20 protein-coding genes are annotated in these 25,922 nt (G+C 69.3%); 3 read left to right on the forward strand and 17 right to left on the reverse strand.

All coding sequences use genetic code 11. From position 1 onward, the window contains the following. The first annotated feature begins 84 nt into the window (after positions 1–84). Positions 85–780: an O-methyltransferase gene (locus ACHMW8_RS09280; protein WP_395445357.1), complete on the forward strand. Its 696-nt coding sequence runs from the start codon at positions 85–87 to the stop codon at positions 778–780. After that, positions 780–1,526 carry a siderophore-interacting protein gene (locus ACHMW8_RS09285; protein ID WP_395445358.1) on the forward strand — a complete coding sequence of 249 codons (747 nt, stop codon included), beginning with the start codon at positions 780–782 and terminating at the stop codon, positions 1,524–1,526. Before ACHMW8_RS09280 ends, ACHMW8_RS09285 begins: the two co-directional genes overlap by 1 nt. A 114-nt stretch (positions 1,527–1,640) precedes the next feature. Here ACHMW8_RS09285 and ACHMW8_RS09290 read toward each other — a convergent pair whose 3' ends face one another. The 11 genes from ACHMW8_RS09290 to ACHMW8_RS09340 form a co-directional block, all read right to left on the reverse strand. Next, the gene (locus ACHMW8_RS09290) at positions 1,641–2,036 is read right to left on the reverse strand and encodes a MerC domain-containing protein (protein ID WP_395445359.1); all 396 of its coding nucleotides are present in this window, start codon (positions 2,034–2,036) and stop codon (positions 1,641–1,643) included. A gap of 196 nt (positions 2,037–2,232) precedes the next feature. Further along, on the reverse strand, positions 2,233–3,678 hold the full coding sequence (locus ACHMW8_RS09295; RefSeq protein ID WP_395445360.1) for a hypothetical protein: 1,446 nt from the start codon (positions 3,676–3,678) through the stop codon (positions 2,233–2,235). After that, entirely contained in the window at positions 3,678–4,703 is a 1,026-nt protein-coding gene (locus tag ACHMW8_RS09300; RefSeq protein ID WP_395445361.1) for an aromatic ring-hydroxylating dioxygenase subunit alpha, read from the reverse strand. The genes ACHMW8_RS09295 and ACHMW8_RS09300 overlap by 1 nt, the downstream gene beginning before the upstream one ends. Further along, positions 4,700–5,320 carry a hypothetical protein gene (locus tag ACHMW8_RS09305; protein ID WP_395445362.1) on the reverse strand — a complete coding sequence of 207 codons (621 nt, stop codon included), beginning with the start codon at positions 5,318–5,320 and terminating at the stop codon, positions 4,700–4,702. Before ACHMW8_RS09305 ends, ACHMW8_RS09300 begins: the two co-directional genes overlap by 4 nt. A 14-nt stretch (positions 5,321–5,334) precedes the next feature. Then, positions 5,335–6,096 carry an SDR family NAD(P)-dependent oxidoreductase gene (locus ACHMW8_RS09310; RefSeq protein ID WP_395445363.1) on the reverse strand — a complete coding sequence of 254 codons (762 nt, stop codon included), beginning with the start codon at positions 6,094–6,096 and terminating at the stop codon, positions 5,335–5,337. Further along, positions 6,093–7,163 (reverse strand): 3-oxoacyl-ACP synthase III family protein, encoded by a 1,071-nt coding sequence (locus ACHMW8_RS09315; protein WP_395445364.1) that lies wholly within the window; start codon positions 7,161–7,163, stop codon positions 6,093–6,095. Before ACHMW8_RS09315 ends, ACHMW8_RS09310 begins: the two co-directional genes overlap by 4 nt. A 2-nt stretch (positions 7,164–7,165) precedes the next feature. Beyond that, positions 7,166–7,390, reverse strand: a complete 225-nt coding sequence (locus tag ACHMW8_RS09320; protein ID WP_395445365.1) for a phosphopantetheine-binding protein — start codon at positions 7,388–7,390, stop codon at positions 7,166–7,168. 10 nt (positions 7,391–7,400) lie between these two features. After that, positions 7,401–8,411, reverse strand: a complete 1,011-nt coding sequence (locus tag ACHMW8_RS09325; protein ID WP_395445366.1) for a ketoacyl-ACP synthase III — start codon at positions 8,409–8,411, stop codon at positions 7,401–7,403. Positions 8,412–8,517: 106 nt separating this feature from the next. Next, positions 8,518–9,651, reverse strand: coding sequence for a DegT/DnrJ/EryC1/StrS family aminotransferase (locus ACHMW8_RS09330; RefSeq protein ID WP_395445367.1), 1,134 nt, complete (start codon positions 9,649–9,651; stop codon positions 8,518–8,520). A gap of 109 nt (positions 9,652–9,760) precedes the next feature. Further along, on the reverse strand, positions 9,761–10,429 hold the full coding sequence (locus ACHMW8_RS09335) for a phytanoyl-CoA dioxygenase family protein (protein ID WP_395445368.1): 669 nt from the start codon (positions 10,427–10,429) through the stop codon (positions 9,761–9,763). Positions 10,430–10,436: 7 nt separating this feature from the next. Next, positions 10,437–11,357 carry a helix-turn-helix domain-containing protein gene (locus ACHMW8_RS09340; protein ID WP_395445369.1) on the reverse strand — a complete coding sequence of 307 codons (921 nt, stop codon included), beginning with the start codon at positions 11,355–11,357 and terminating at the stop codon, positions 10,437–10,439. A 669-nt stretch (positions 11,358–12,026) separates the two neighbouring features. On the opposite strand from ACHMW8_RS09340, the gene ACHMW8_RS09345 reads away from it, so the two are divergent. Continuing rightward, the gene (locus ACHMW8_RS09345; RefSeq protein WP_395445370.1) at positions 12,027–18,146 is read left to right on the forward strand and encodes a hemolysin-type calcium-binding protein; all 6,120 of its coding nucleotides are present in this window, start codon (positions 12,027–12,029) and stop codon (positions 18,144–18,146) included. A gap of 621 nt (positions 18,147–18,767) precedes the next feature. On the opposite strand, the gene ACHMW8_RS09350 is transcribed toward ACHMW8_RS09345, so the two are convergent. The 6 genes from ACHMW8_RS09350 to ACHMW8_RS09375 all read right to left on the reverse strand — a co-directional run bounded on the left by ACHMW8_RS09350 (position 18,768) and on the right by ACHMW8_RS09375 (position 25,892). After that, the gene (locus ACHMW8_RS09350; protein ID WP_395445371.1) at positions 18,768–19,574 is read right to left on the reverse strand and encodes a DUF6624 domain-containing protein; all 807 of its coding nucleotides are present in this window, start codon (positions 19,572–19,574) and stop codon (positions 18,768–18,770) included. 451 nt (positions 19,575–20,025) lie between these two features. Further along, positions 20,026–22,146: a M13 family metallopeptidase gene (locus ACHMW8_RS09355; RefSeq protein ID WP_395445372.1), complete on the reverse strand. Its 2,121-nt coding sequence runs from the start codon at positions 22,144–22,146 to the stop codon at positions 20,026–20,028. Positions 22,147–22,291: 145 nt separating this feature from the next. After that, on the reverse strand, positions 22,292–22,786 hold the full coding sequence (locus ACHMW8_RS09360; protein WP_395445373.1) for a copper chaperone PCu(A)C: 495 nt from the start codon (positions 22,784–22,786) through the stop codon (positions 22,292–22,294). Between the two features lie 13 nt (positions 22,787–22,799). Next, a complete protein-coding gene (locus tag ACHMW8_RS09365) occupies positions 22,800–23,306 on the reverse strand; it encodes a YcnI family protein (RefSeq protein WP_395445374.1) in 507 nt (168 codons plus the stop codon). Between the two features lie 11 nt (positions 23,307–23,317). Then, entirely contained in the window at positions 23,318–25,465 is a 2,148-nt protein-coding gene (locus ACHMW8_RS09370) for a TonB-dependent receptor family protein (protein ID WP_395445375.1), read from the reverse strand. A gap of 22 nt (positions 25,466–25,487) precedes the next feature. Further along, a complete protein-coding gene (locus ACHMW8_RS09375) occupies positions 25,488–25,892 on the reverse strand; it encodes a DUF2946 family protein (protein WP_395445376.1) in 405 nt (134 codons plus the stop codon). Between the last annotated feature and the right edge of the window lie 30 nt (positions 25,893–25,922).

Here is a 25,922-nt window from a genome sequence, read left to right on the forward strand (position 1 = left end):
AATGACGCCAGCCTCGTCCCCGGCTATCCGATCAGCCAGGAGAAGTCGAGATCGGGTCGGCTTCGCGGATCGCAAGGAGTCATCGTGACCACACTGGCCAGCGAGCGGGTCGCCCGGGTGTTGACCCAGCTGCATCGGGACGCCGAGGCTTCCGACCGCGAACATCTCGAAGCCATGATGACGACCCTAGGGGCGCCGGGCGCCTCGATGGAGGACTTGATCGCCGGCCTGCTGGCCGAAGAGCGCTCCGACTACCGTGCGGTCTATCATCGCTATGCCGGCAACTATCTGGCGGTCACCCCCACCTACGGGCGGTTTCTCTACGCGATGGCGCGCGTCTGCAAGGCGACCCGCATCGTCGAGTTCGGCACCTCGATGGGGATTTCGACGATCTATCTGGCCGCCGCCCTGCGCGACAACGGCGGCGGACGGCTCGTCGGGTCGGAATTCGAACCCGGCAAGGTGGCGCGCGCCCGCGCCAACCTCGAGGCCGCAGGCCTCGGCGACCTGGTCGAGATCCGCGAAGGCGATGCGCGCGAGACGCTTAAGGACGCCGGCGGCGAGGTCGACCTGCTGCTGGTGGACGGCGCGTTCTCGCTCTACCTGCCGGTCCTCAGGCTGGTCGAGCCTTACCTGCGGCCCGGCGCCGTCGTCCTGGGCGAGAACGCCTTCGACCCGGACTATCTCGCCTATATCCGCGACCCCGCCAACGGCTACTTCGCCCAGACCCTGCCGCTCGACGAAGGTCGCGGCAACGAGCTCGCCGTGAGGGTGGGCTGATGGCCAAGATGGTCTTGTCCCTGCGCCCGAAGCCCAAGTCGTCCGGACGGCTGAGCCAGGCGCTGACCCGCCTTCTGATGAAGCGCGCGACCGTCAGCGCCGTCGAGCCGCTGGCCCCTCGCTACCGGCTGATCACGCTGGAGGGGCCGGCCCTGGCGGGCGTGACCTGGACGCCGGGACAGAAGATCCAGATCGCCATGGGCTCGGCGTTCGTGGCGCGGACCTATACCCCGATGACCTGGGACGGCTCGCAGGGGCGCGCCCGGTTTCTGGGCTACGCGCATGGCGACGGGCCGGGAAGCGCCTGGCTCGAAGCGCTCGAACCCGGGGCCGAATGCGACATCTTTGGTCCTCGCCCCTCGCTGGATGTCGCGGGTCTGGCGGGGCCGATTGTCGTCTTCGGCGACGAGACCTCGATGGGCCTGGCTCACGCGCTGGCCGCGCGGGACGGCGCCGGAACGCTTTCATGCGTCTTCGAGGTCGGCGATGTCGATCACGCCAGGGCGGTCGCCACGCGCCTGGACCTGCCCGACGCCGCGCTGTTCAAAAGAACCCCCGATGACGCGCATCTGGAGGCGATCGCCGCTGGATTCGCGTCACGAGCCGCCGCGGGCGCGTCCTTCGTTCTGACGGGAAGGGCCGGCGCGATCCAGAAGCTGCGCCAGGGCTTGAAGCTTGAGGGAGTCCCGCCGGGCCGTATCGCCACCAAGGCCTATTGGGCGCCGGGCAAGACCGGTCTGGATTGACGCCGATCCCGCCAGGATCGGTGGAAACCCCGGCTCGAACCCCGAGGGACCCAAGGCCGGCTCTGGCTTTTCAGGTCAAGTCGACCCTCCGAACCTCGCCCGGCGCCGGCGATCCTAGTCGCAGGCCGCGCAGCGCGCGTCGTTGTGTCGGCGGCGCCAGTTGGCCAGGTGCGCGCCGGCCAGAAGGATCCCGCCCACCACGGTCAGCGCGCGCTCGTCGGCGGCCGATGGAAACTCCAGGGCGCCGGCGATCATCAGGGCCAGGCCCAGGATCGCCACCGTCGCCAGGCACCAGGAGCGCGGCCGACGCTTGGACAGGTCGACGAACGACAGCGCCGCGACCGGGGCGGCGACCAGCACGAAGGCCACGTGCACCCACTCGGCCTGCGCCCACAGGCCCAGCACCGGCAGCAGCAGGGCCAGCGCCGGCAGGGCCAGGCAGTGGACCAGGCACAGGGCCGACAGCCCGACGGCGGAGGCGTCGAGCGCCCTGGCGAGGGTGGGGGTCATCAAGGCGCTCCTGAATCTACGCGTCGCGGGACAATCAGGCGCGACCTCCGCCGACGCCGGGTCCCGCCCGATGGCTCCTATCTAGTGGTGATATAATATAACACAAGGCGGGCGGCGCGCGGTCGACGGATTCGTCCACGGCGAGCGGCGGCCGTGACGCCGCGGCTGCTGTTCCTGTCGCCGCGGCCTGAGCCCCTTAGTCTTCCTCGACCACCGAGGTCAGGGTGCGGCCCTGGCGGGCCTCGAAGCGCTGGTGGGCCAGGTCGACCATGGCCTTCAGCGCGCTGAGGAAGTGGGTCTGGTCGGTCATCACTCGACAGCGTTCCCGCTGCGGTTCGCGCCAGGCGTCCAAGGCCCCGGGCGTGTCGATCAGCATCGCCAGGCGCGCGAAGTAGTCCTCGGGGTCCTTGGCCCGATGCTCGGGCGGGGCCATGGAGGCGACGTCGCCGTCCTTCGTGGTCAGCAGCACCGCGCCCGCCGTCAGGGCGATCATGGCGCTGTTGCCGCCGCCCTGGCGGAACGGATTGGCGAACACGTCGACCGTGGTCATCAGCCGGGCCAGCTCCAGGTCCTGGTAGATGTAGCGGAACTGATCGCCCAGAATCGCCTGGCAGGCGTCCAGCAGATTGTCGGGCAGGCCGCCGACCACCAGCCAGATGCAGTTGGGACGGTCGCGCAGGATCTTCTCGATCCCGGTGACGAAGGTCTCGTCCAGGTCCACCGCCAGGCGGTTGCCGACCGTGGCGATGACGAAGGCGTCCTGCGGCAGATGGACCTCGGCGCGGGCGCGCGGGGCGGGCGGACCCTCGTCGTAGAACGGCCCGGACAGGCTCTGGACGTAGTTGCGGATGTAGCTGGCCGGCGCGCCGCGGCGCTTCCAGATCGGCGCCATGTGCTGGGGCTCGTGGAAGTACCAGAAGACGTCGGCATACTGGGGCGGCGGCTCGTCGCCGCAGGTGAACATCACCGTCGGGCCCAGGCGGCTGGCGATGGTGATCTGCGGGGCCATGATCGGCTCGCACCAGAAGTGATAGGTGCAAGGCCCCTTGCGGATCGCGTCGACCAGATAGTCGGGATTCTCCTGGGTGGAGATCAGATTGAGGCCCCGCTCGGGCGGGACATCGCCCAGGCGCTCGTCGATATAGGCCTGCATATTGTTCTTGATCTCGCCGCCATGGTGCAGGTCGATCCGCTCGACCGTCGGGTCCATGGCCAGGGCGGCGACATAGTCGATCGCCCCGCGCGACGGCGAGTGAAACGGACCGGCCAGGTCGCCGGCGAAAACCACGTGGGCGCGCCGAGCGGCGCTGAGCGGAATGTCGCGGGGCGGCAAGGTCAGGGCGTCGGCCCCGCTCAGGTGCAGGCGGCGCGCCAGGGCCGCCACGCGCCCGGCGTGGCCATCGCTCAGATGCGGGCCGCGCCACCAGGCGATCGAGCCGAGGTCGGAGATCACCTGCAGGATGAAGTCGGCCCGGTATTTGCCGCTCTCCAGCAGGCTGATCACCCTCTCGGCGAAGTTATAGTCGTTGACGCCGTCCAGGGCGTCCTCGCCCAGCATGATGTCCCAACGCTCGGCGATGATCTTGATCGAGGGCAGGTACCGCTCTTGGGCGCCCTCCTGGAGGAAATCGAACAAGGCCATCAGGGCAGGTCCTCTTGCTGGGTCATCGCCGTCAAGATCGCGTGCAGACGCGCGACGCGGGCCTCGCCGGGCGAAAACACCCGGTCGGCGGAGGTCAAGTCATAGTGGGGGCTGACGCGGGCGCAGATCGCGTGGTCCTCGTCGAAGATCTGGCGATTGACCCGGGCGCTGGAGTCGAGGAACGCCGCGACGGCGGCCTCGTAGCCGGGCTTGATCTTGCTGGCCAGCAGGCGGCTGCAGAAGTGCGACCGGCGCGGCGTGGCCGACGGCAGGAAGGTCTGCAGCGAATAGGAATAGCCGAAGGTCGAGGAGACCATGGCGAACGGGAAGACATAGATCGTCCAATAGCCCGGATAGGCGCCGTCGACGTCGAAGAAGCGGCTCAGGGTCTTGAGGCCGCGCAGCGTGCGGCTGTCGGTGACGTGGCCCGTATAGGTGACGTTGAGGCCGTCATGGACGGTAGCCTCCTCCTTCAGCCCCAGCTGCGCCAGGGTGTGAGGGTGGACGGCGTTGACGTGGTCGGTCTCCAGGGCGTTCTCGACCGCCACGCGCCAGTCGGCCTGGAACGCGAAGGCGTTGAAGTCGCGGCGGCCGGCGATATGGCCCGAGACCTTGGCCAGCGGCGCGAAGGCGCCGGCCAGCTGGGCTTCCAGGGTCTGCGCGGGCGCGATCCCGACAAAGAGAAAGTCGCCGCACCAGGCGGTCTGGAAGCGGCGCAAGGCCACCTTGTCCAGGGCGCCGGGCGGGAAGGTCTTGGCCAGCGGGACGCGCACCTGGCCGCCGCGATAGCTCCAGCCGTGATAGGGGCAGATGGCCCGGCCGACGCCGTGATCCTCGACGAAGAACCGCCCGCCGCGATGCGGGCAGACATTGTCGAAGGCGACGATCTGGCCTTCGTCATTGTGCAGGACGAGGTCGCCCAGGGCCCAGTCCAGCCGCAGGAAGGCGCCCGGCTCGGCCAGCTCGCTGCGGTGGGCGACGAGGTGCCAGAAGCCGTTCAGAAGGGTGGCGTCGAGGGGACTCAAAGCCGCCTCGCCGGCGCCGCGTAGAGGGTCACCCCGTCCTCGCAGCCGCGCACCACGACCGCGCCCGCGCCGACCGTGCAGTCGGCGCCGATCGACAGGCGCGGCAGCACCCGCGCGCCCGAGCCGAAGAACGAGCGCGGGCCGACCGTGACGCCGCCGGTCAGGTCGACATAGCCGCTGAGGGTGACGAAGTCGCCGAGGCTGGCGTCGTGGCCCAGGCCCGAATGGGCGTTGATGGTGACGAGGTCGCCGGCCCGGCTGTCGGCCGAGACATCCGCGAACGGACCCACGACCACGCCGCGTCCGAGCCTGGCCGAGGCCGAGACCCAGGCGCGCGGATGCAGCAGGGTGGCGAAGGCGTCGGGGCCGCCCAACCGTCCGGCCAGGGCGACCTTGCCGGCCGGACCGGCGACCGCCATCACCAGGCGCTGGTTGGGGGCGAGCGCGTAGGCCCTGGTGTCGCCCAGCTGCGGCAGGTCGCGGCCGAAGGCGGCCATCGGCCGGTCGCCGTCATCCAGATAGCCGACGAAGCGGTCGCCCTCGGGCAGGCCCGGCGCGAACCAGTCGTGAATCTCGCGGGCGAAGGCCCCGCCGCCGACCAGCACATAGTCCGTCATCGCGCGCCTTCCCCTCAGCTGGCCAGGTAGCCGCCGTCGACGGCCCACACCGCGCCGGTCACCCAGCGGGCGGCGGGCGACAGCAGGAACACGGCGGCGCCCGCGACGTCGTCGGGCTGGCCGAAGCCGAGCGGGTGCTGGGCCTCGTAGGCGCTCATGCCGGCGTCGGAGAGGCCCCGGGCCAGGCGCGTATGCATCTCGGTCTCGACCCCGCCGGCGGCGATGGCGTTGACGCGGATGGTCTTGGGGGCCAGCTCGCAGGCCAGGGAGCGGGTCAGGCCCTCGATCGCGGCCTTGGCGGCGGAATAGGCCATCATGCCGGCGCGACCGCGGTGGGCGGCGGCCGAGGACATCAGCACGATCGACGCGCCGGCCTTCATCACATTGGCCTTGCCGGCCGCGCGGCCGAGGCCCAGGGCGCCGTGCACCGCCGCCCCGAACACGCCGTCGATCTGCTTGGACTTGGTCAGGCGGGCCGGCAGGACCAGCTCGCTGCCGGCCGAGTGGAACATGCCGTCGAGTCCGCCGGCCTCCGCGGCGATGGCGCTGATGCGGTCGGCGACCGCGTCGGCGTCGTCGAGCTCGGCGGCGAAGGCGGTGTGGCCCTCACCGGGCAGGACCTCGAGGGTGGCGGCCAGGCGGGCCTCGTCGCGACCGGTGGCGATCACCCGGCCGCCGCACCGGGCGATCAGGGCGGCCGTGGCCCGGCCCAGGCCCGAGGAGGCGCCCGTGACCAGGATGGCGCGATCCTTCAGCGCGTCAGCCGAGAAGGTCATGCGGCGATCACCTCGGCGCAGGCCAGCGGCCCGAACTCGGCCAGCACCGCGCCCCAGGAGAGGCCGACCCCGAAGCCGACCAGCATCAGCGTCTCCGCCCCCGTGGTCAGGCGCTGGGCCATGTCGTCGGCCAGCAGCAGCGGAATGGTCGCCGAGCTGGTGTTGCCGTAGCGGTCGATGTTGATCGGCAGGCGGTCGGTGTCCGCGGCGCCGATCTTCTTGCCGATGTGGCGCAGCATGAAGCGGTTGGCCTGGTGCAGCAGGTAGGCGTCGACGCTGTCGCCGGTCATGCCCGCGTCGGCCAGGGTGTCGGCCACCAGCTTGGGCACCTCGCGCAGGGTGAAGGTGAAGACCTCGCCGCCGTCCATGTGCAGGCGGCTCGGGTCCAGGGTGAAGGCGCGGTCGGGATCGACGGGGCGGAAGCCGCCTTGGGGCACCATCAGCGCGCCGGCCCCCGAGCCGTCGGAGCCCAGGCGGAAGCGCATCACCGGCGCGGCGGGATCGTGCTCGATAGCCGAGGCCGAACCGGCGTCGCCGAACAGGACGGCCGTGCCGCGATCGTTGGGATCGACCAGGCGGCTCATGGTCTCGCCCGCCAGCAACAGCACGCGCCGGCAGCCGGACTGGATCAGGCTGGCCGCCAGCCACAGGCCGTAGACATAGCCCGAACAGCCCAGATTGACGTCGAAGGCCTGGCAGTCGGCAGCCAGGCCCAGGCGTCCGTGCAGCAGGCAGGCGCTGGCCGGCAGCGGATGGTCCGGGGTCTGGGTGACGAAGATCACGGCGTCGACGCTGTCGGGGTCCCAGTCCAGCTTCTGGAGCAGATGCCGGGCGGCCGCGAAGCAGAGGTCGGCGGTGGTCTGGTCCGGGGCGGACCAGTGGCGGGTCTCGACCCCGATCATCTTGACGACGTCGGCCACGGCCTGATCGCCCAGGGTCTCGGCGATCACGGCGTTGGGCACCGGCGCGCCGGGTACGGCGCAGACCACGCCGCGCAAGGCGACGCCGGACAGGGCGTAGCCGCCCCGACGCGGACGCTCACCGGCGGCGGACGTGGCCGTGGTCATGCTCAGGCCGCCTGGGCCTGCGGGATCAGGGCGACGATGTCGGCCACCGTCACGCACTCGGCCAGGGCCGCGCCGTCCAGCAGTTCGCCGCGGATCTCGTCGACCAGGGCGATGGTCGAGACGATGGCCAGCGAGTCCCAGTTGTGCTCGGCCAGGACGGTGTCGGCGTTCACCTCGGCGGTGTCGGTCTCGAAGATCTCGGCCAGGCCGGCGTACAGCTCTTGCATCACGGTGCTCCTAGAGAAAGGCCTGGGCGGCGGCCCAGGAATAGCCGACGCCGAAGCCGACCAGCAGGACGCGGCGCGGACGCCCGTCCCTGACCAGCGGCTCCAGCGCCATGGGAATAGTGGACGAGACGGTGTTGCCCCAGTCGCGCAGGGCGATCACGAAGCGGTCCTCGGGCACGGCCAGCTTGCGGCGCAGGCGGTCGAGGATGAAGGCGCTGGCCTGGTGCAGCACGACGGCGTCGTAGTCGTCCAGCGCAGCGCCGGCGCGGGCCAGAAGCTTGTCGATCGCCGCCGGGACCGCGCCCAGGGTGAAGGTCATGATCGCCGCGCCGTTCATGTAGAGATGGTCGGCCGAGCGCAGGTTGCCCGAGGCGTCCTCGGTGACGGCGGCCGTCTCCGCCGTGCGCGGCTGGCGGAACCCTCCGGCCGGCACGATCAGGTTCTCGGCTCCCGATCCGTCGGTGCCGAACACGAAGGGGCCCAGGGCTGGCGCATCGGTCTCGACCGCCTCGATCAGCGTCGCGGCCGCGCCGTCGCCGAACAGGCTGCGCACGCCGCGGTCCATCGGGTGGATCAGCTTGGAATAGGTGTCGGCGGTCAGCAGCAGCACGCGCCGGGCCTGGCCGCTGGCGATCAGGGCCTGGGCCATGGACAGGCCGTAGACGAAGCCCGAACAGCCGAGGTTGAAATCCAGGGCGCCGATATCGGTCCGCAGCCCCAGGCGTCGCTGCAGGATGCAGGCCGAGGTCGGCAGGATGTGGTCCGGCGCCTGGGTGCAGAACAGCAGGTAGTCGATGTCGCCGGGCGCGACGCGGCCCTGGGCGAACAGAGCCTTGGCGGCGGCCTCCGCCAGGTCGACGGCGGTCTCGTCGGGGGCGGCGATATGGCGGGTCTGGACGCCGGTCTTGTCGAGGATCTTGTCGGCGGGCCAGCTGGGATACAGCGCGGCCAGGTCGTCGTTGCTCAGCACCCGCTCGGGCAGGTGGCTGGCGATCGCGACGATTTTTCCGCTGGTGCCCACCTGACTCGGACGCTCCTCAACCGACGGCTGAGACTAGGGTTCCAAGTTCTAAAGACCGGTTAACCATAAGCATCCCGCCGATGCGGCGCGGCGTCGCAGAGCGGGCTCAGGCCAGGGCTTGCGCGAGGCTGAGGCCGACGCGGTTGACCTGGTCCAGCGCCATGTCGGCGAAATAGGGCAGGCCCAGGGTCGCCGACGCCAGGCGGGCGGTGACGGGCAGCGGATCGGCCGGGCAGGACGCGAAGGCCCGGCTGGTGTGACAGCCCGCGCCCCACCAGCGGCGGGTGTCGACGCCTTGCGCGCGCAGCGCCGCCTCGACGGCGTCGGCGGACCCGGCCGGCAGCTCGACCACGCAGGTGCTGGACACCCACTCCGGGCCCCAGCCCGGCTGGAAGACGACCTGGGGCGTGTGCAGCAGAGCCATGCGCAGGCGCTGGGCGGTGGCGGCGTAGGCCGTGCGGGTCGACGGCCACTGATCCAGGGCGGCCAGGCCGACCGCGCAGGTGTACTCGCTGAGCTTGGCGTTGTTGGCCGGGAACCGCGCCTCGCGGTCGCCCATGAAGCCGAAGCTGGTCAGGGCCCGGAAGCGGGTGATGAAGGCCGGATCTTCGGAAGCGATGAAACCGCCCTCGCCGACGCCCAGTGACTTGGTGGCGTGCAGGCTGACCATGGTTGGGACCGGGGCGGCGCTGACGCTGTCGAACGAAGCGGCCGCGTCGATGACCACCGGCAGGCCGGTGTCTTCCCGCAGCCTGGCCCACGGCGCGGGATCCAGCGGCCGGCCGAACGACGCCACCGGGATCACCGCCGAGACGGGGCCGGGCGCGTGCGCCAGGCGCTCGCGGACATGGTCGGCGTCCAGCACGCCGGTGACGGGATCGACGTCGACGAACCAGGGCACGAGACCCGCCTGGATCGCGGCATGGGCCGTGGCGACGAAGGTCCAGGCCGGCATGAGGCACAGGCCGCCCGGCTTGGCGTTCAGCGCCAGCAGGGCCAGGGTCAGGGCCTGGGTGCCGTTGGCGGCGGTGCAGGCCAGGGTCGGACGCGCGAACCGCGCCGCCAGGCGCGCTTCCAGCTCGATCAGCAAGGGGCCGAAATTGGAATACCAGCGCTTGGCGTCGATCCTTTGCAGGTAGGGCAGGATGGCCTCCGCCGCCGGCATGAACGGCCGCGCCACCGGAACCGGAGCGTCCAGGGGCGACGGAACGTGGGCCGAGAGGAGAGCGGACGAATGCACGAGAAGCGGATCGCTCAAGGTTGCCGGAATGACCGAGTAAGCGCCACGATGGTTAATCGAGGGTTGCGGGCGGCGTCTCCAGGGTGCGACCGACTGACGCCGCCGGCCGCTACGGAACGAACACTTCGGCGGTGTCCATCCGCACGGTGCGCAGGACGCGGGTGGCCGTGTCGGCGGCCCGGTCGGCCTCCGGCCGGAAACTCAGCAGCAGGGAGCGGCGTCGCGCGCCGACCTGGTTGCGGGTGGCCCCGTGCGGCAGGTCGGCGTCGAAGACCAGAATGTCCCCCGCCTCGCCGGCCAGGATCTGGGCCAGGGACTCATCCGGCGCGCCGAGGTCGAGCGGGCGCGGGACCACGCGGGTCGCGCCGTTGTCCGGGCCGTAGGCGTCCAGGAAGATCAGGGCGGCGACGCAGTGCTGGCCCAGGCCGTCGCGGTGCAGGGGCTGGTGGCCGGAGCCGGGCAGGGGCTCGCGCCCCTCGACCTGGCTGAAATAGAAGGGACCGCCCACCAGCCGCCCGGCCGCCGCCAGCAGGGCCGGCGCGCGGCACGCCCGTCGCACCCGGGGATCGAGATCGACCAGGGCGTGGCGCCAGCCCGGCCCCTTGGGCGCGCCCCATTGGTCCGGGGGACCGACCCCGGCGTCGAACGCGTCGCGCAGGCCTTGGCGCCAGGCCTCGGGCACGGCGCCGCGCAGCAGCAGATAGCCGTCGCGGTCGAGGACGGCGGCCTGCTCCGCCGGCAGCGGCTCGACCGGGGTGGACGTCGGGGCGCCGGTCATGTCGCCGCTAGAGCCCGCGCAGCCAGGACAGCAGCTTGTCGACCTCGGACAGGCCGGCGACCTCGACGGGGCGGCGGCCGTCCTGTCCGAAGCTGCGGGCCTCCCCCGGCCGCATGTCGAAGCGGGCGCGGAAGGCGCGGCTGAAATGGGCCTCGGACTGGAAGCCGTGGGCGTAGGCGATCTCGGCCAACGACGCCGCGGGCGGCGCGTGCTGGGCGATGGCGTTGAAGGCGCGATCGAGGCGGCGTTGCTGGATGTAGCCCGCGACGCCATGCCTGCCGTCGAACAGGCGATAGAGCGTCCGGCGCGAGACGCCCAGATGGGCGCCGACCGCGGACGGGGTCAGGTCGCGGCTGTCCAGCTGGGCGTCGATGTAGCGGCGGGCGATGGCGAACAGCCGGCCCTCGACGGGACCGTGTTGGGCTGGATCCAGGTCGGTCCGGCCGCCGATCAGACCCGCGACCAGGGCGCGGGCCGCGTCGGCGGCCGCCTCGGCCTCGTTCGAAGTCAGTTCGGGCGCGGCCCGGGCCAGACCCTCCAGGTGGGCGACCAGCAGCCGGGATATGGCGTTGCCGTCGGGAAAGATCAGGCCGTGGGCGTCGCGGCGGCCCGTCGCCGCATCCAGCCGCTCGCGGGCCAGGCTCAGCTCGATCACCTCGCCGTCGCTCTCGGTCACGCAGAAGGGCCGGCCCATGTCCAGCATCCGGATCGCGCCCGGGCCGCCGCCGATCTCGCGCCCGTCGAAATCGCCCTGGAATGTCCCGGACAGCTGCAGGGCGACGTGCACGGCGTCGACGCCGTCCAGCCGGGCCAGCGCGCGCGTGCGGGTCAGAATGCGCGCCGACGACCGACGGCGGACGATCACGGCCGAGCCCAGATGATAGCCCCGCAGATGATCGTGGAAGCCCCCGTCGTCGGGCAGCGCCACGTCGGTCAGCGGCGCCGATGCCGGTCCGGTAGCGCTCCGCGGCCTGATGACCTGACAGCATCCACTCCACGCGCCGCGCGGAGGTCTCGGACGGCGCGTCCGTCTCAAGGCGCGCGGCGGGGCCGGGATACGGCGTCGGAGGAGAATATATCGCCATGGTTGCATCCAATATATCATCAACCGGCAGTCTGGCACGCTGGTGCAAGATTCGTGGCACGTTCAGTCAAAGACGCCGATGTAGTTTCGTAGCCAAAATGCGCGTGGCTGGGCAAAAGTCTCAGACGTGCTTTGACTATGGCAAGAACATTCCGCGCGCAAGAAAGCGAAATTGCGATTGAGAATGGAAAGCCGGGTGTCGAAATCACGACACATGGGTGGGAAGAGCCAAGGACCTTTGGAATCGCGAACGGAAAGAACGGCGCCGATCTGGTATCAGTATCAAACATTCGCCAATTAAGTGTGGTGAATATCTTGGGTTACGTAAGTCGCGGCAAACGAAAACCCAAGGTTGAACAGTACATCGGCCCGGAGATTCGCGTGACGAAGTGAACATTGTTCTTGGGGCAAGCGTGTTTAGCGGCTGCCCCCAAGAAATCTTCGCCATCCAGGACAGCCCGATAGTTTTCGAGGCGCCGTGCCGTGCGCCTGCTCAAATTCGAGGCTGAATCCATGGCGCAGCTAGACACCAACGGTGACGACAACACCGACAATGGCCCGCAACGGTCGGGTGGCGCGGCCCTGACGGGTCAGCTTTGGGTGTTCACCGAGGGCGGCGATTCCGACACCCGCCTGTACCGGATCAACAGCGACGGAACCAGCCAGACCACGGTCGCCAGCAATGGCGTGGGCGGCGCGGGCGACGACCAGTTCAGCTCGTCGTTCACGTCGGACATCGGCGTCGATACGGCGGCGGGCTACTACTTCGCGGTAATCGGCAGCCAGAACAACGACAACGCCGTCCTGGTGCGCGGCCAGATCGGCAGCGCCGCGGCGCCGACCGTCGTCGTGACCTTCCCCACCGCCGCCATCGTCAACACGATCGAGGTCGATGCGGTCAACCGGAAGATCTATGTCGGCTCCCAGGACGGGGCCGGCATACCGGACGGCTCCATTACCGGCATCCGCGTCTACAGCTATGACGCGGCCGGCGCGGTGACGGACAACGGCTTCCTGACCACGGCGGTGAGCGACAACCGCGCCGATGAGAGTGGCTACTATGTCCTCGATCCGCAGGACTTCGCGCTCGATACCTCGATCGGCCGCCTGTTCTATACCGAGCGGGTCGACGGTCTGGCGGCGGGCGTCTTCCGTCTCGATCTGTCGAACCCGAACATCCATACCCAGCTGGTCTCCCAGTCGCAGTTCCCGGACGGCGGCAGCTATTTCGGCGACATCGAGGTCGATGAGAGCACCGACCTCGTCTACTTCGTGACCCACTCCCAGAACCCGTCCGGCGGCGGCAACTACACGGCCGCCGAGAACGCGCTCTGGTACATCAGCGAGAACGCCTCCAGCGGCACGGCCACGCAGGTGACCCTGGTCGGCATGCCGGGCGGTGGCGCCTTCTATCCCGGCGACATGACGTTCGATCCGAACCTGCGCCAGCTCTATATCGAGAGCGAGGAAACCAACGGTTCGGACACGGACGACGTCATCTACGTCTTCCAGCTGGACGGCGCGGGTACGACGGCCACCCTGATCGACAGCCTCTCGCCGGGCTTCACCCATTCCGGCGCCAATATCGAAGGCCTGACCTTCGCGCAGCTGCCGGTGCTGAGCAGCTTGACCGGCGCGGGCGTGGCGGCGGTCGAGCAGGCGGCGACCAAGACCACGCTGCTGACCGGCGCGCCGACCGTCTCCGACAGCGACGGGGGCTACCTGACCGGCGCCACGGTGCAGATCACCGGCGGCACGTTCGCGACCGGCGAGACCAGCGCCGCCGACGACCACCTGGGCTACGGATCGTCGGGCCAGATCACCGGCACGATCAGCGGCACCAGCATCACCGTGTCGTGGAACGCGGCGACCGAGACCCTGACCTTGTCGGGCTACGACACCCTGGCGCACTACCAGACGGCCCTGGCCGGCGTCAGCTATTGGGCCACGGGCGACGACCCGACCAACCACGGCGCCAACACCAGCCGCACCATCACCTGGACGCTGAACGACGGCACGCCCGACATGGCCGGCTCGACGGTCAACACCGGCGCGACCACGCTCAACATCAGCGGCGTCAACGACGCGCCGGTCAACAGCGCGGTCACCAGCGCCACGGGCGCCGAAGGCGCGAACATCGCCATCACCGGCCTGCAGATCAGCGATGTCGACGCCCCGGCGTCGCAGACGATGACGATGACGCTCGGCGTGTCGGACGGCGTGCTCACCCTGCGGACCAATGTCGCCAGCGGCCTGACCGCGGGCGACATTGCCGGCAACGGCACGGCCAGCGTTACGATCACCGGCACGCAGGCGGCGATCAACGCCACCCTGGCGGCGTCGAACGGCCTCGTCTATCTCGGCGACAACGGCTTCAGCGGGACGGATTCCCTGTCCGTCGTCACCAGCGATGGCGGCGGCTCCGGCGCGGATGGCGTGAAGAGCGACAGCGACAGCTACGCGATCACCGTCGTCGGCGTGAACGACGCCCCGACCGTCGGCGGAGACGGCGGCGAAACCCTGGGAGCGACCGACGAGGACGTCTCGCCCACGACCCTGGTCAACACGGTTACGTCCCTGTTCGGCGGACAGTACAGCGACACCGATCAGGACGCCTTCGCCGGCGTCGCCATCGTCGCCAACGGCTCCGCCGCCGGCGCGGGCCAATGGCAGTACTGGAACGGCGCGACCTGGGTGAACGTCGGCGCGGCCTCGAGCTCGGCGTCGGTGCTGCTGGCCGCCTCGACGGCGATCCGCTTCGCGCCGGCCGTCGACTTCAACGGTCCGGCCCCGACCCTGACGGCGCGGGTCGTCGACGCCAGCGGCGGCGCGCTGACCAACGGCGCCACCGTCGACACCACCACCAACGGCGGCTCGACGGTCTACAGCGCCGGTACGGTGGTGCTGGATCATGGGGTCGCGGCGGTCAACGATGCGCCGGTCACCACCGGCGGCGCGGCCGTCACCCTGACCAGTATCGTCGAGGACTCCGCCCCGGGCGCGGGCCAGACGGTGAGCTCGCTGTTCAGCGGCCACTTCTCGGACGCCAAGGACACGGTGTCGGGCGGCAGTTCGGCCAACGCCTTCGCGGGCGTGGCGGTGACGGCCAACACGGCGTCCGCGGCCCAGGGGGTCTACCAGTACTATGACGGCGCGGTGTGGCATGACCTGCCGGCCGTCTCGACCGCCTCGGCCTTGATCCTCGACGCCAGCGCCCTGGTGCGTTTCGCGCCGGCGGCTGACTATGCGGGCGCGCCGCCCAGCCTGACCGTCCACATGATCGAGGACTCGGCGGGCGCGGTGACCACCGGCGCGACCGCCGACCTGACCATCACGGGCGGCTCGAGCCCGTATGGCTCGGCCATGACGCTGGGCGTCACGGTCACCGGGACCAACGACGCCCCGATCCCGACCGGCTCGGCCACCCTGGCCGCCGTCGACGAGGACACCGCAGACCCCGGCGGCCAGAGCGTCGCGACGATCTTCGCCGCGCACTTCACCGACATCGACGGCGGCGACACCCTGGCCGGCGTGGCCATCACCGGCAACGCCGCCGCCGGCGAAGGCGTCTGGCAATATTTCAACGGCGCCTGGGTCACGATCGGCGCGCCCACCGAGAGTTCCGCCCTGGCGCTGGCGGCCGGCACGCTGGTCCGCTTCCTGCCCGCCGCCGACTACAACGGGACGACGCCCGCCCTGACCGCCTATCTGATCGACAGCTCGGGCGGCGCGGTGACGGCCGGCGCGCTCCTGGACGTCAGCGTCAACGGCGCCCAGACCCGCTTCAGCGACGCCAGCCTGACCCTGACCACCACCATCACGCCGGTCAACGACAGCCCCGTCGCGCCGGCCACGGCGACCGCGGTCGGCGCGACCGAGCAGACGGCCGCGACGCTGCTGGGCGCGCTGGCGGTGTCCGACCTGGACCTGGACGCCCGCAACGGCGGCGATGGCGACTATGGCGGCGCCAGCTTCACGGTGCAGCGCGCCTCGGCCAACGCCGCCGACAGCTTCGCCTTCGCCAGCGGCGGATCGTTCACGGTCTCCGGCGGCGACCTTCAGGTCGGCGGGCTGACGTTCGCCACGTTCACCAGTAGCGGCGGCGTGCTGACGATCAGCTTCACCAGCTCGGGAGCATCCGCCACGACGGCGCTGGTCAATGACGTCATCAACCATATCACCTACGCCAACGGCAGCGACGCCCCGCCTGCCAGCGTGACGCTCAACTATCTGCTCGACGACGGCTCGCCCGGCGGCGGTCAGGGCTCGGGTTCCACGTCCCAAGCCGGCGGCGCGGTGATCGTCAACATCGCCAACGTCAACGACCTCCCGACCGGCGCGGTCACGATCACCGGCGCGACGACCGAGGACCAGGTGCTGACGGCCAACACCACGGCCCTGGTCGACGGCGATGGCCTGGGGACGCTGCACTATCAGTGGCAAAGGTCCAATGGCGCCGGCTACGACAATGTCGGGACCGACCAGGCGACCTATACCCTGGGCGAAGCGGACGTCGGCAAGGCGATCCGCGTGGTGGTCAGCTACACCGACGCCAAGGGAACGGCCGAGACGGTCAACGGCGTCGCGACCGCGAACATCGCCGGGGTCAATGATCCGCACACCGGCGGGGCGTCGATCACGGGTGCGGCGACCGAGGACCAGGTCCTGACGGCGGTCTCGACCCTGGCCGACGTCGACGGTCTGGGGACGCTGCTCTACGACTGGCAGCGCGACACAGGCGGCGGCTATGTCAGCATCGGCGCGACCGACCAGGCGACCTATACGCTGGGCGACGCCGATGTCGGCGCCACGGTGCGGGTGGTGGTCAGCTACACCGACGGACAGGGCTTCTCGGAATCGGCGACCAGCGCCGCCACCGCGACGATCGCCAACGTCAACGACCTTCCGACCGGCGCGGTTGTGATCACCGGCGCGGCGGTCGATGGTCAGACCCTGACGGCCGGCAACACCCTGGCCGACGCCGATGGCCTGGGGACGATCAGCTATCAGTGGAAGGCGGACGGGGCCGACATCGTCGGCGCAACGAACGCCACCCTCGCGCTCACCGGCGCCGACATCGGCAAGGCGATCAGCGTCGTGGCCAGCTATACCGATGGGCGCGGGGCGGCCGAGGTCGTCGCCTCGACGACGGTCACGGTCGGCAGCAGCACGCCGCCATCGACCACGACCGGCACGGTGATCGACGGCGCGCCGGTGGAGGTGACCAAGACCACCAACGCCGACGGCTCGGTCACCCAGACGACGACCATCGCGCCGGTCACCCCCTCGGCCACCGACCAGACCGCCGACATTCCGCTGTTTACCGAGAACGGCCAGTCGCTGTTGTCGGTGTCGGCGCCGGTGGGCTTCAGCATGACCGTCACCGGCGGCGACAGGCCGGAAACGGCGGGAAGTTCCCTCGACAACCTGGTCACCGCCATCGTGGCCGCGGGCGGAAACAGTAGCCAGACCGGGGCGGGCGGCGATTTCCTTTCCACCCTGACCAACGATGCGCGCATCCTGGTGCAGTCCGTGACCCCGACCGTATCGCCGGGAGCCCCGTCGAACACGCCCCTCACCTTCGACGGCGGCGCGCCCACGGACGGTGTCTTGACGGCCCTGGTGCTCGACGTCACCAAGCTGCCGTCCGGCACGATCATCAATCTCAACAACATCGACTTCGTGACCATCGTCGGCGCCACCAAGGTCGGCGGCGGCGAGGGATCCCAGGTGGTCTTCGGCGACAACCAAAACCAGTACATCGTGCTGGGCGCCGACGACGATGTCCTGCACGGCGGCGGCGGCGACGACACCGTCGGATCGAAGGGCGGCAACGACAAGCTCTATGGGGACGCCGGCGACGACACGCTGTTCGGCGGCGAGGGCGACGACCTGATGGACGGCGGCGTGGGCGCCGACACCGTGCTGATGGGCGGCGACCTCAAGGACTACATCTTCACCCACAACGGCGCCGGCCTGCTGGCCACCAGCTTCGAGGGCGACGACACCATCCGCAACGTCGAGACGCTGAAGATGGTCGACGGCTCGACGGTCACAGACCTCAACAAGCTGGTGGCCGGGACGACGTCGGTGGCGGTGATGACCTACGCGTTCTTCACCGGCAAGACGCCGACGGCGGCAGGGCTGGAGTACCTGCTGCACGCCCCGGAGACCGTCAACGCCAGCGACCTGAGCGACGCCTATTATCAGACGTTCAACGTCGACAACCGCTACATCAACTTCGCGGTCAACCTGGCCTCGCCCCAGGGCCAGGCCCATGCCTGGTTCGAGACGAACTATGGCGCGCTGAACCCCGAACAGACCCTGACCAAGGCCTATAAGGAGATCTTCGGCGTCACCCTGACGGACGACAAGACCCAGCACCTGCTCTACGATCAGGTCGGTCAGGACATGACCCGCCTGCGCTATTTCGAGCTCGTGGCGGGCTCGGCGGAAGGCGCCAAGGCCGGGATCATCGGCTGGCTGCTGGCCGCCGCGGTGCTGGAGAACACCGGCCGCTACGCCGCGGCCAACACCGCCTTCCTCAACGACTTCGCCGACGGCGACGCCAAGCTCAATGTCGACCTTGTGGGCGTCTACGGCGACGGCCACGCCTGGGGGACGCTGACCTAGAGCATTTTCCGACCCGTTGCTGCCGTTGCTGCCGGCGGGCAAGATAGGAGGATGATCTACACGCTACTTTTCGAGATTTGGGAAGATCCTGACAGCCACTCCTTCGAGTGGTCTGCGGTCAGCGAACATGGCGATGAACTGAGAAAGAAAAGTCTCCCCCAATTCCGTGCTTCGTCACACGTTTCGCGCCAAATCAGACATTGAGGCGGGGCAGATCAACAACGAGTGGCATGGTTGGGGAGGGTACGAGCCAGGTCCTTGGCCAGAGCTTTTCGTCACCAGCCAGGACGTCGCCGTCCAAGAGCGGTACCTTGCCGTCCGGAGCTTGGGCTAGGGGCCGTGGACACTCGTCTTCGGATCCGAACCTAGCTTTCCTGAACCGCGCACTTGGCTGCTGGGATGTCTTTGGGGCCCGCGTCAGTTCACCACCCCGAACAGACCGTCGCCAAGTCCGCTTGCCAGCACGGCGCCCAATGTCCGGCGCCGGGCGCGGCGTTCCCGACCCTGTGTGGACATTCCCATTCCATCCCGCGCGGCGAAGCCGACCGGGGCCCGGACGATGCCCTCCCCCTAAATAGTCGCCCGCCTTCTAAAAGGCGCACGAGCTTCGCTAGACGATAGTCAGTCGCGGCATGTGAAGCGAGCATTGTATTCGGCGAGGGTGGTCAAGCCGACCTCGGCCCGTAGTTGATCGACCTTAGCGGAATCTTCGAGTGGAAACGTGAAGCGCCTGCCGTCGCGACATCCGCCCTGGGTGCCGTAGCGCTGAGGGCGCCCAGTATTGGTGGCGACCCGGTCATAGAGGTAGGCGTAGTTCTTTGGATCGGTCTCGCCCTTTGTCTGCAGTGCGTCGAGCCGGGTCAAGATTTCGGTCTGGAAGGTGACGTCGCCGTCTGCGTGCTGCGCCAGCAGCCAGGCGTCCTTCTCGGCCTCGCGTCCGTAGCGCGAGATCTCGAACCAGCCACGGCTTCGCACCTCGCGCTTGATCCAGGCGACATTGTCGGCGTCGATCCGGCAGGCGCGAACGGCTATCCTTTGGTTCGTCAGGCGCGCGGCTAACGGCGAAAGCGGACCTAGCAATGCCTGATTTCCGTATGCCCGGCGAATGGCCTGATCCTTGGCGACGCGAAGGGCTAGTTCGCGACCGCGAGCCGTCTTGTCTGTCCTGGCGCGGTCGAGAAAGGGCTGGATCGCGCGATCCAGCGCGACATCGCCACTGGAGTGGCCAGCCATCAGGGCGGCTAGGGCTTGGTCCAGCCGGCGGACCGCGCCGGCGGCGGCGTCGCGATCCTCTCGCCACTGCATGGAGGAGATAGCGCTCTCGACGCCCTTCAAGCCCGCCTGGACCTCGGTCTCGGCGTCCGTGAAACAACGCGTCTCGGGGATGTTCTCCTTCAGTCCCATGGCCGCATAGGAGAGGGTGTGCAACGGCGGGATGGCTTCGGGACCCCGGCGCTCCCGCAGTCGCCAATAGTCAAAGGTGCGGGCGGCGTCCGGATCCTTTAGCAGCCGCTGCAGGGGAAGTCGGTCGGTCCCAGGCCAGCCGTCACGGCCAACGCCAAAGCTAGCACCGCCTTCATCGTCACCACACGCCGACTCCCGCGCAATCAATTCAAGATTGTGATCTCGTTGGGGGCTGATGCAAGTTGTGAATTTGGCGTCGCCATCGCCTGCCTCATCTAGCCAGAAGTTGGTCACGCCTGGTTCCGCAAGCCGGGCTTATTGGCACGACGCAATGTTGGGTGAGGCGCGTCTTCCATCCCCCCTTCGCCGCCACCTGGAACGACAGCTTTCCGGCTTTGGGCGGTCGTCTGTTTCGCTCACGAAAAAGGGCCGGCGTTTTCGCCGGCCCTTTCCGATTTCCGCCGGATCGCGGGACCTACCAGATCTTCACGCGGTCCGCCGGGGCGACGTACAGCTTGTCGCCCGGCTTGACGTCGAAGGCGGCGTACCAGCCCGGCTGGTTCCGGACCGTGCCGTTGACGCGGTAGACGGCCGGCGAGTGCGGATCGCTGGCGATCTGCTGCTTCAGCGCGTCGTCGCGCGACTTCTGGCGCCAGACCTGGGCCCAGCCCAGATAGACGCGCTGGTCGCCGGTGAAGCCGTCCAGCACCGGCGAGGGCTTGCCCTGCAGCGAGACATGGTAGGCGTCGAGCGCGAAACCCAGGCCCGACATGTCGCCGATGTTCTCGCCCATGGTCAGGTCGCCGTTGACGTGCATGCCCGGGAAGGGCTCGAACGCCGAGTACTGCTTGCCCAGCTTGACCTTCTGGACGTCGAACTTGGCGGCGTCCTCGGCCGTCCACCAGTCGCGCAGCACGCCGTCGCCGTCGGACTTGCGGCCCTGGTCGTCGAAGCCGTGGCCGATCTCGTGGCCGATCACGCCGCCGATGCCGCCGTAGTTGACGGCCGGATCCGCGTCCGGATGGAAGAACGGGGCCTGCAGGATGGCGGCCGGGAACACGATCTCGTTGTTGACCGAGTTGTAGTAGGCGTTGACCGTCTGCGGGGTCATGCCCCACTCGGTCTTGTCGACCGGCTGGTTCAGGCGCTCGACGTCGTGGCGGTAGTCCCAGGCGGCCTCGCGCAGGGAGTTGCCGTAGGCGTCGCCTTCCTTGATCTCCAGCTTGGAATAGTCACGCCACTTGTCGGGATAGCCGATCTTGACGGTGAATTTGGCCAGCTTGTCCTGGGCCTTGGCCTTGGTCTCGGCGCCCATCCAGTCCGACGCGTCGATGCGGGTCTTCAGGACGGTGCGGATGTCGCCGACCAGGGCGACCATCTTGGCCTTGGAGTCCGGCGGGAAATAGGCCGCGACATACTCCTTGCCGACCGCCTCGCCCAGCAGGCCGTTGACCTCGGCCACGCCGCGCTTCCAGCGGGGCTTCTGCTCGGGCTGGCCGGCCAGGGTCTTGTTGCGGAACTCGAAGCTGGCGTCGACGAAGCGCTTGGACAGCATCGGGGCCGCGCCGTCGATCACCTTGAACGCCTGCCAGGCCTTCAGGGTCTCGATCGGGGTGTCGGCGTAGATCTTGGCGTATTTCGGGAACGAGGTGTTGGTCGTCACGATGACGCGGTCGATCTTCGGCAGTTCCGTGCCGACCAGGTAGCGGTTCCAGTCGTAGCCCGGCGTCTGGGCCTGGAGCTCGGCCAGGGTGGCCGGGTTGTAGGTCTTGTCGCGGTTGCGGCGCTCGACCCGGCTCCAGGAGGCCTCGGCCAGCTTGGTCTCGAAGTCGACCACGGCCTTGGCGTTTTCGGCCGGCTTTTCCCAGCCGCCCAGGGTCAGCATCTTTTCGACATAGGCCAGGTAGGCGGTCTTCTTGTCGGCGAACTTGGCGTCCAGATAATAGTCGCGGTCGGGCAGGCTGAGGCCGCCGGTCGCGGCGTAGACGGCGTAGGCGTTGGGGCTCTTGGCGTCGGTCGAGATGCCCAGGCCGATCAGGGCCGAATAGGGCGTGGTCGAGCTCTTGCCCATCAGGGCGGTGAACTCGTCCTTGGTCTTGATCTTCTGGACGCCGGCCAGCCACGGCTTGATCGGGGCGGCGTCGAGCTTCTCGATCGTCGCCTCGTCCATGAACGCGCGATAGGCGGCGCCGATCTTGGCCTTGTCGCCGGTGGCGGCCTTGTCGGCGGCCGCGGCTTCGATCAGCGCCTTGGTGCGGGCTTCAGACAGTTCCGCCAGCTTGTCGAAGTTGCCGTAGCGGGTGCGATCCGACGGGATCACGGTCCTGGCGTCCCAGGCGCCGTTGGCGAACTTGTAGAAGTCGTCGCCGGGCTTCACCGAGGTGTCCATGCCCGAGAGGTCGAAACCCCAGGTCCCGTAGCGCGGCGACTCCAGCGAGGTGACGTCGCCCGAGGCCACGCCTTCCGCCAGCGCCGGCAGCAGCGATTGCACCGTGCAGGAGTCGTTGACGCAGGGGTGCTCCTCGTGGGCTTGCGCCCCGAAGGCCGACAGAGACAGCGCTGCGATCGCCGCGGCGCCGAACCAAACTCGTTTCATGGAAGTCGCATCCGTTGGTGTGAGGCAGAGCCTGTTATCCGTTTCCGATTTTCATCGGAAACGGACAGGCTCTGGCCGGCAATCTGCACGGACGCGGAATATTTGCTCCCTTAAAAAAAGTTCATGTAGCCCATTTTCATGGTCGTCAGTGCTGGTGTCCGGCCGCGGCCGGAGCCTGCCCGCCGGCCGGCGGGGTCAGTTGCACGGCCAGCTCGACCTGGACCTTGCGGCCATTGTCGAAGACCAGGGTTACAGGAACTTTTTGCCCCACGGTCTGGGCCGCTTTCAGCGACAGGATCATGAAGTGATAGCCGCCGGGAGCGAAGGCGACCTGGCCGCCGGCCGGGATCACCACGCCCTTGTCCAGCTCGCGCATGGTCATGACGCCATTGGCCATGGCCGACTGGTGGATCTCGACCGAGGCGGCGGCCGGGGTCTCCGCGCGCTGCAGGGTCGCCGGGGTCTTGCCGGCATTGGCGATGGTCATGAAGCCCACCCCGTTCATGCCGGCCTGGGCCGGGCGGCTCCAGGGCTGGCGGATGGTCAGGGCGCCGAGCTTGTAGTCGCCGGCATGCGCCAGCGGGGCGACGGCGGCGGCGGCCAGTATGGCGGTCAGGGCGATGGCGAACGGACGCGACATGGGACGCTCCTTCTCAATGATGATGGGCGGCGGGGGCCGCGTCGGTGGAAATCGGGGCGGGGGTCAGGGTGACGGTCGGGGCGGGGCGGCTCAGCTTTTCGTCGGGCCGGGCGGGGTCGGCCACCTCCGTCCACTGGCTCTCGCCCTTCTCGCAGGTCTGGACGACCGGGAAGACCAGGCGGTCGCCGGTGACGGGGAGCTTCATCAGCACCGCGAAGTCGTCGAAGGCCTCGTCGGGCAGCCGGCCCTCGAAGGTGATCGCCGTTGGCGCGGCCTTCGGGTCGGGGCCGCGCTCGAGCGTGTAGGTCCAGCCCGGCTTCGCCTGCGGCCGGGCGGAGGCGACGCCGTCCGGAATCTCGATGCGGACCTTCAGGGTAGTGTCGCCGGCCGCGCAGGCGTGGCCGACGCGGAAGGCGATGGCGGCGTAGGAGCCGGCCCTGGCGGTGTCGGGCGCGGCCACGACGTGGGCGGCGGCCGGTGTCGCCACGAGCGCGAGAAGAGCAATCAGTGGGGTCTTCATCGGCATTCTCCTCAGAAGTTCACCATGACGCCGCCGAACACCGAGCGGCCGTCGCCGGGCCAGAGGGTGGCGGTGGCGGCGGTCCAGGCGACGGCCGCCTGGGTGTTGGAGACATAGGCCTTGTCGGTCAGGTTCCGCGCGTCGACGAACAGCGACACGGCGGGCGTGACCTTCCAGCCGGCGTTCAGGTTCAGGATCGCATAGCCGGGCGCCTTCTGGGTGTTCTTGTAGTCGATCCACTGGTCGGTCGCCGACCACTCCAGCGACGGGGCCACGAACCAGCCGCGCGGATCGTCGTAGCGGACCTCCGAGCGGTAGAAGCTTTTGGGCACGATCGGCAGGCGGTTGTCGCCGAACTGGACGTCGTCCTTGAAGCGGAAGTCCGACAGGGTCCAGGTCTGGCGGATGCGCCAATGCGGGGCCACGGCCCAGTCCAGCGCCGCCTCGATCCCCTGGTGCGCGGTCTTGTCGGCGTTGAAGGTCGAGGCCGGGATCGACGAGGTCACCGCGTACTGCAGCATCTCGTCCTTCAGCTCGGCGCGATAGAGGGTCAGGTCATAGGTGAACGGGCCGCGATGGCCGCGCGCCCCGACCTCGCCCGTCCAGGCCTTCTGGGCCTTCACGGGGGCGAAGCCGGTATTGGTCGGGCTCATCGAACTGAAGTTCGGCGGCTCGACCGAGCGGGTCAGGTTGGCGAACAGCTGGTCGCCCAGCTCGTTCTGCCACAGCAGGCCGACGCGCGGCGAGATCCAGTTGTAGGTCTTGGCGGCGGCCAGGTTGAACGTGCTCTTCACGCCCGGAACCGCGACGCTGACATAGTCGCGCTCGGCCTGCCCCCAGGTCGCGCCGCCGACAATGGCCAGGCGGTCGGTGACGAACAGCCGGCCCTCGCCGAACACGTCCATGGCCTTGGCGTTCTGGTACGAGACCGACTGCAGCGCCCCGTGGGCGCCCCGGTTGTCGAGGTAGAAGTGCGAGTCGAGGTCGCCCTGGCGGTACCACGCGCCGAAGAAGGCGTCGGCCCGCTTGCCGCCGATCCGCCCGTCCCAGTCGAAGCGGCCGAAGGCGCCGTAGTTGCGGCTTTCCTGGTCGATGACCTGGAAGATCGGGTGATCCAGCTCCTTCCATACGCCATAGACGGCGCCTTCGAAGACCAGCTGGTCGTTCAGCCGCCAGGTCGTCCGCAGCGAACCGCGCGCGCCGCGCTGGTTGCGGCCCTGATCGCCGGACAGGTTGCCCGCCGCCGACTGGCGCGGATTGGCGTTGAACTGCGCCAGGGTCAGCGAGCCGGGGATCTCCTGGTTGATGTTCGAGCCGTTGACGATGAAGCGGACCTCGCGGTCCTGGCCGAACGACCGGCCGATATTCAGGCTGCCGAACTGGATGTTCTGCTGGCTCTGCGAGCGCCAGCCCTGGCCCGTCTGGTTGGTCGCGGCCGCATAGACATCCCAGTCGCCCGACTGGCGGGCGATGGCGACGTGTTCGCGGAGCAGGCCGTAGGAACCGCCGTCGACGCGGACCTGATTGGCGAAGCCGGCGTCCTCGCCCGTCGGCGTGACCATGTTGATCGCCCCGCCCAGCAGGGCGCCGCCGAACCGCAGGGCGTTACCGCCGCGATAGACCTCGGCATAGCGGGTGTTCAGCGGATCGGCCACCTGGCTGTCGCCATAGCCGTCGGCCTCGTTCAGCGGCACGCCGTCCTGGGCGATCAGCAGGCCGCGGTTGTGATTGGCGTTGCCGATGCCCGAGCCCCGGATCGAGATGCGGATGTCGCCGCCCCACTTGCGCTGGGCGTAGACGCCGGGGGCGTCGCGCAGCATGTCGTCCAGGGCCAGGGTCTGGCGGTTGATATAGCTTTCCTGGGAGATCACCGACACCGCGCCGGGGGTCTCCGACAGCCGCTTGCGGGCGTTGGCGACGACGGGCGGATCCTCGGGATTGGGGCGGGCGGTGACGATGACCGAGGAGACGTCGGTCAGGTCTTCGTTGGGGCCTTCGCCGCCCCATCCGTGGGCTTGGGCGGCGGCCGGCGCGAGGACGGCGAGCGAGAGACAGGCGAGCGAAAGACAGGCGGGCGCGGGGCGCCCAGCAGGGCGCGACGGAAGGTCGACATGACAAGAGGTATCCTGAAGGCGTGACGAGGCGCGCGGCGTCTTCAAGCGCGGCGCGGCGGCAAAAGGGTCAGGCGTTCAGGTTGGCGGGCGGGCCCTGGCTGGGCGGACGTGGCGGGGCGCGGGCGTGACCGCGAACGCCGAGGACGCACTGGACCGGCGTCTCGAGATAGTCCGCGTACTGGACGGGGGCGATGGCCGGGACCGGCGCATCGACGGTGACCGCCAGGGTCGGGCCCACGCAGTTGGAGCATTTCAGCCCCATGAAGCCCTTGGCCGGGGCCGTGCTGACCTTGCCGTCCTTCTCGAGGATGACGACCTTGGAGCCCTCGGCCGAGCAGATGACCATGACCGAGCCGCTTTCGCGCAGGTCGTGGGCCATGGCCGCGGCCGGCGTCAGCGCCTGGACGAACACGGCCAGCATCGCCGCGAGCGCGGCGAGCAAGACTCGGAACTGTCCCGGACGGGTGGTCATGATGCGGGCAGACCTAGAAGCTGGCTGTCA

The organism is Caulobacter sp. UC70_42, from assembly GCF_044056025.1.
Classification (GTDB): domain Bacteria; phylum Pseudomonadota; class Alphaproteobacteria; order Caulobacterales; family Caulobacteraceae; genus Caulobacter.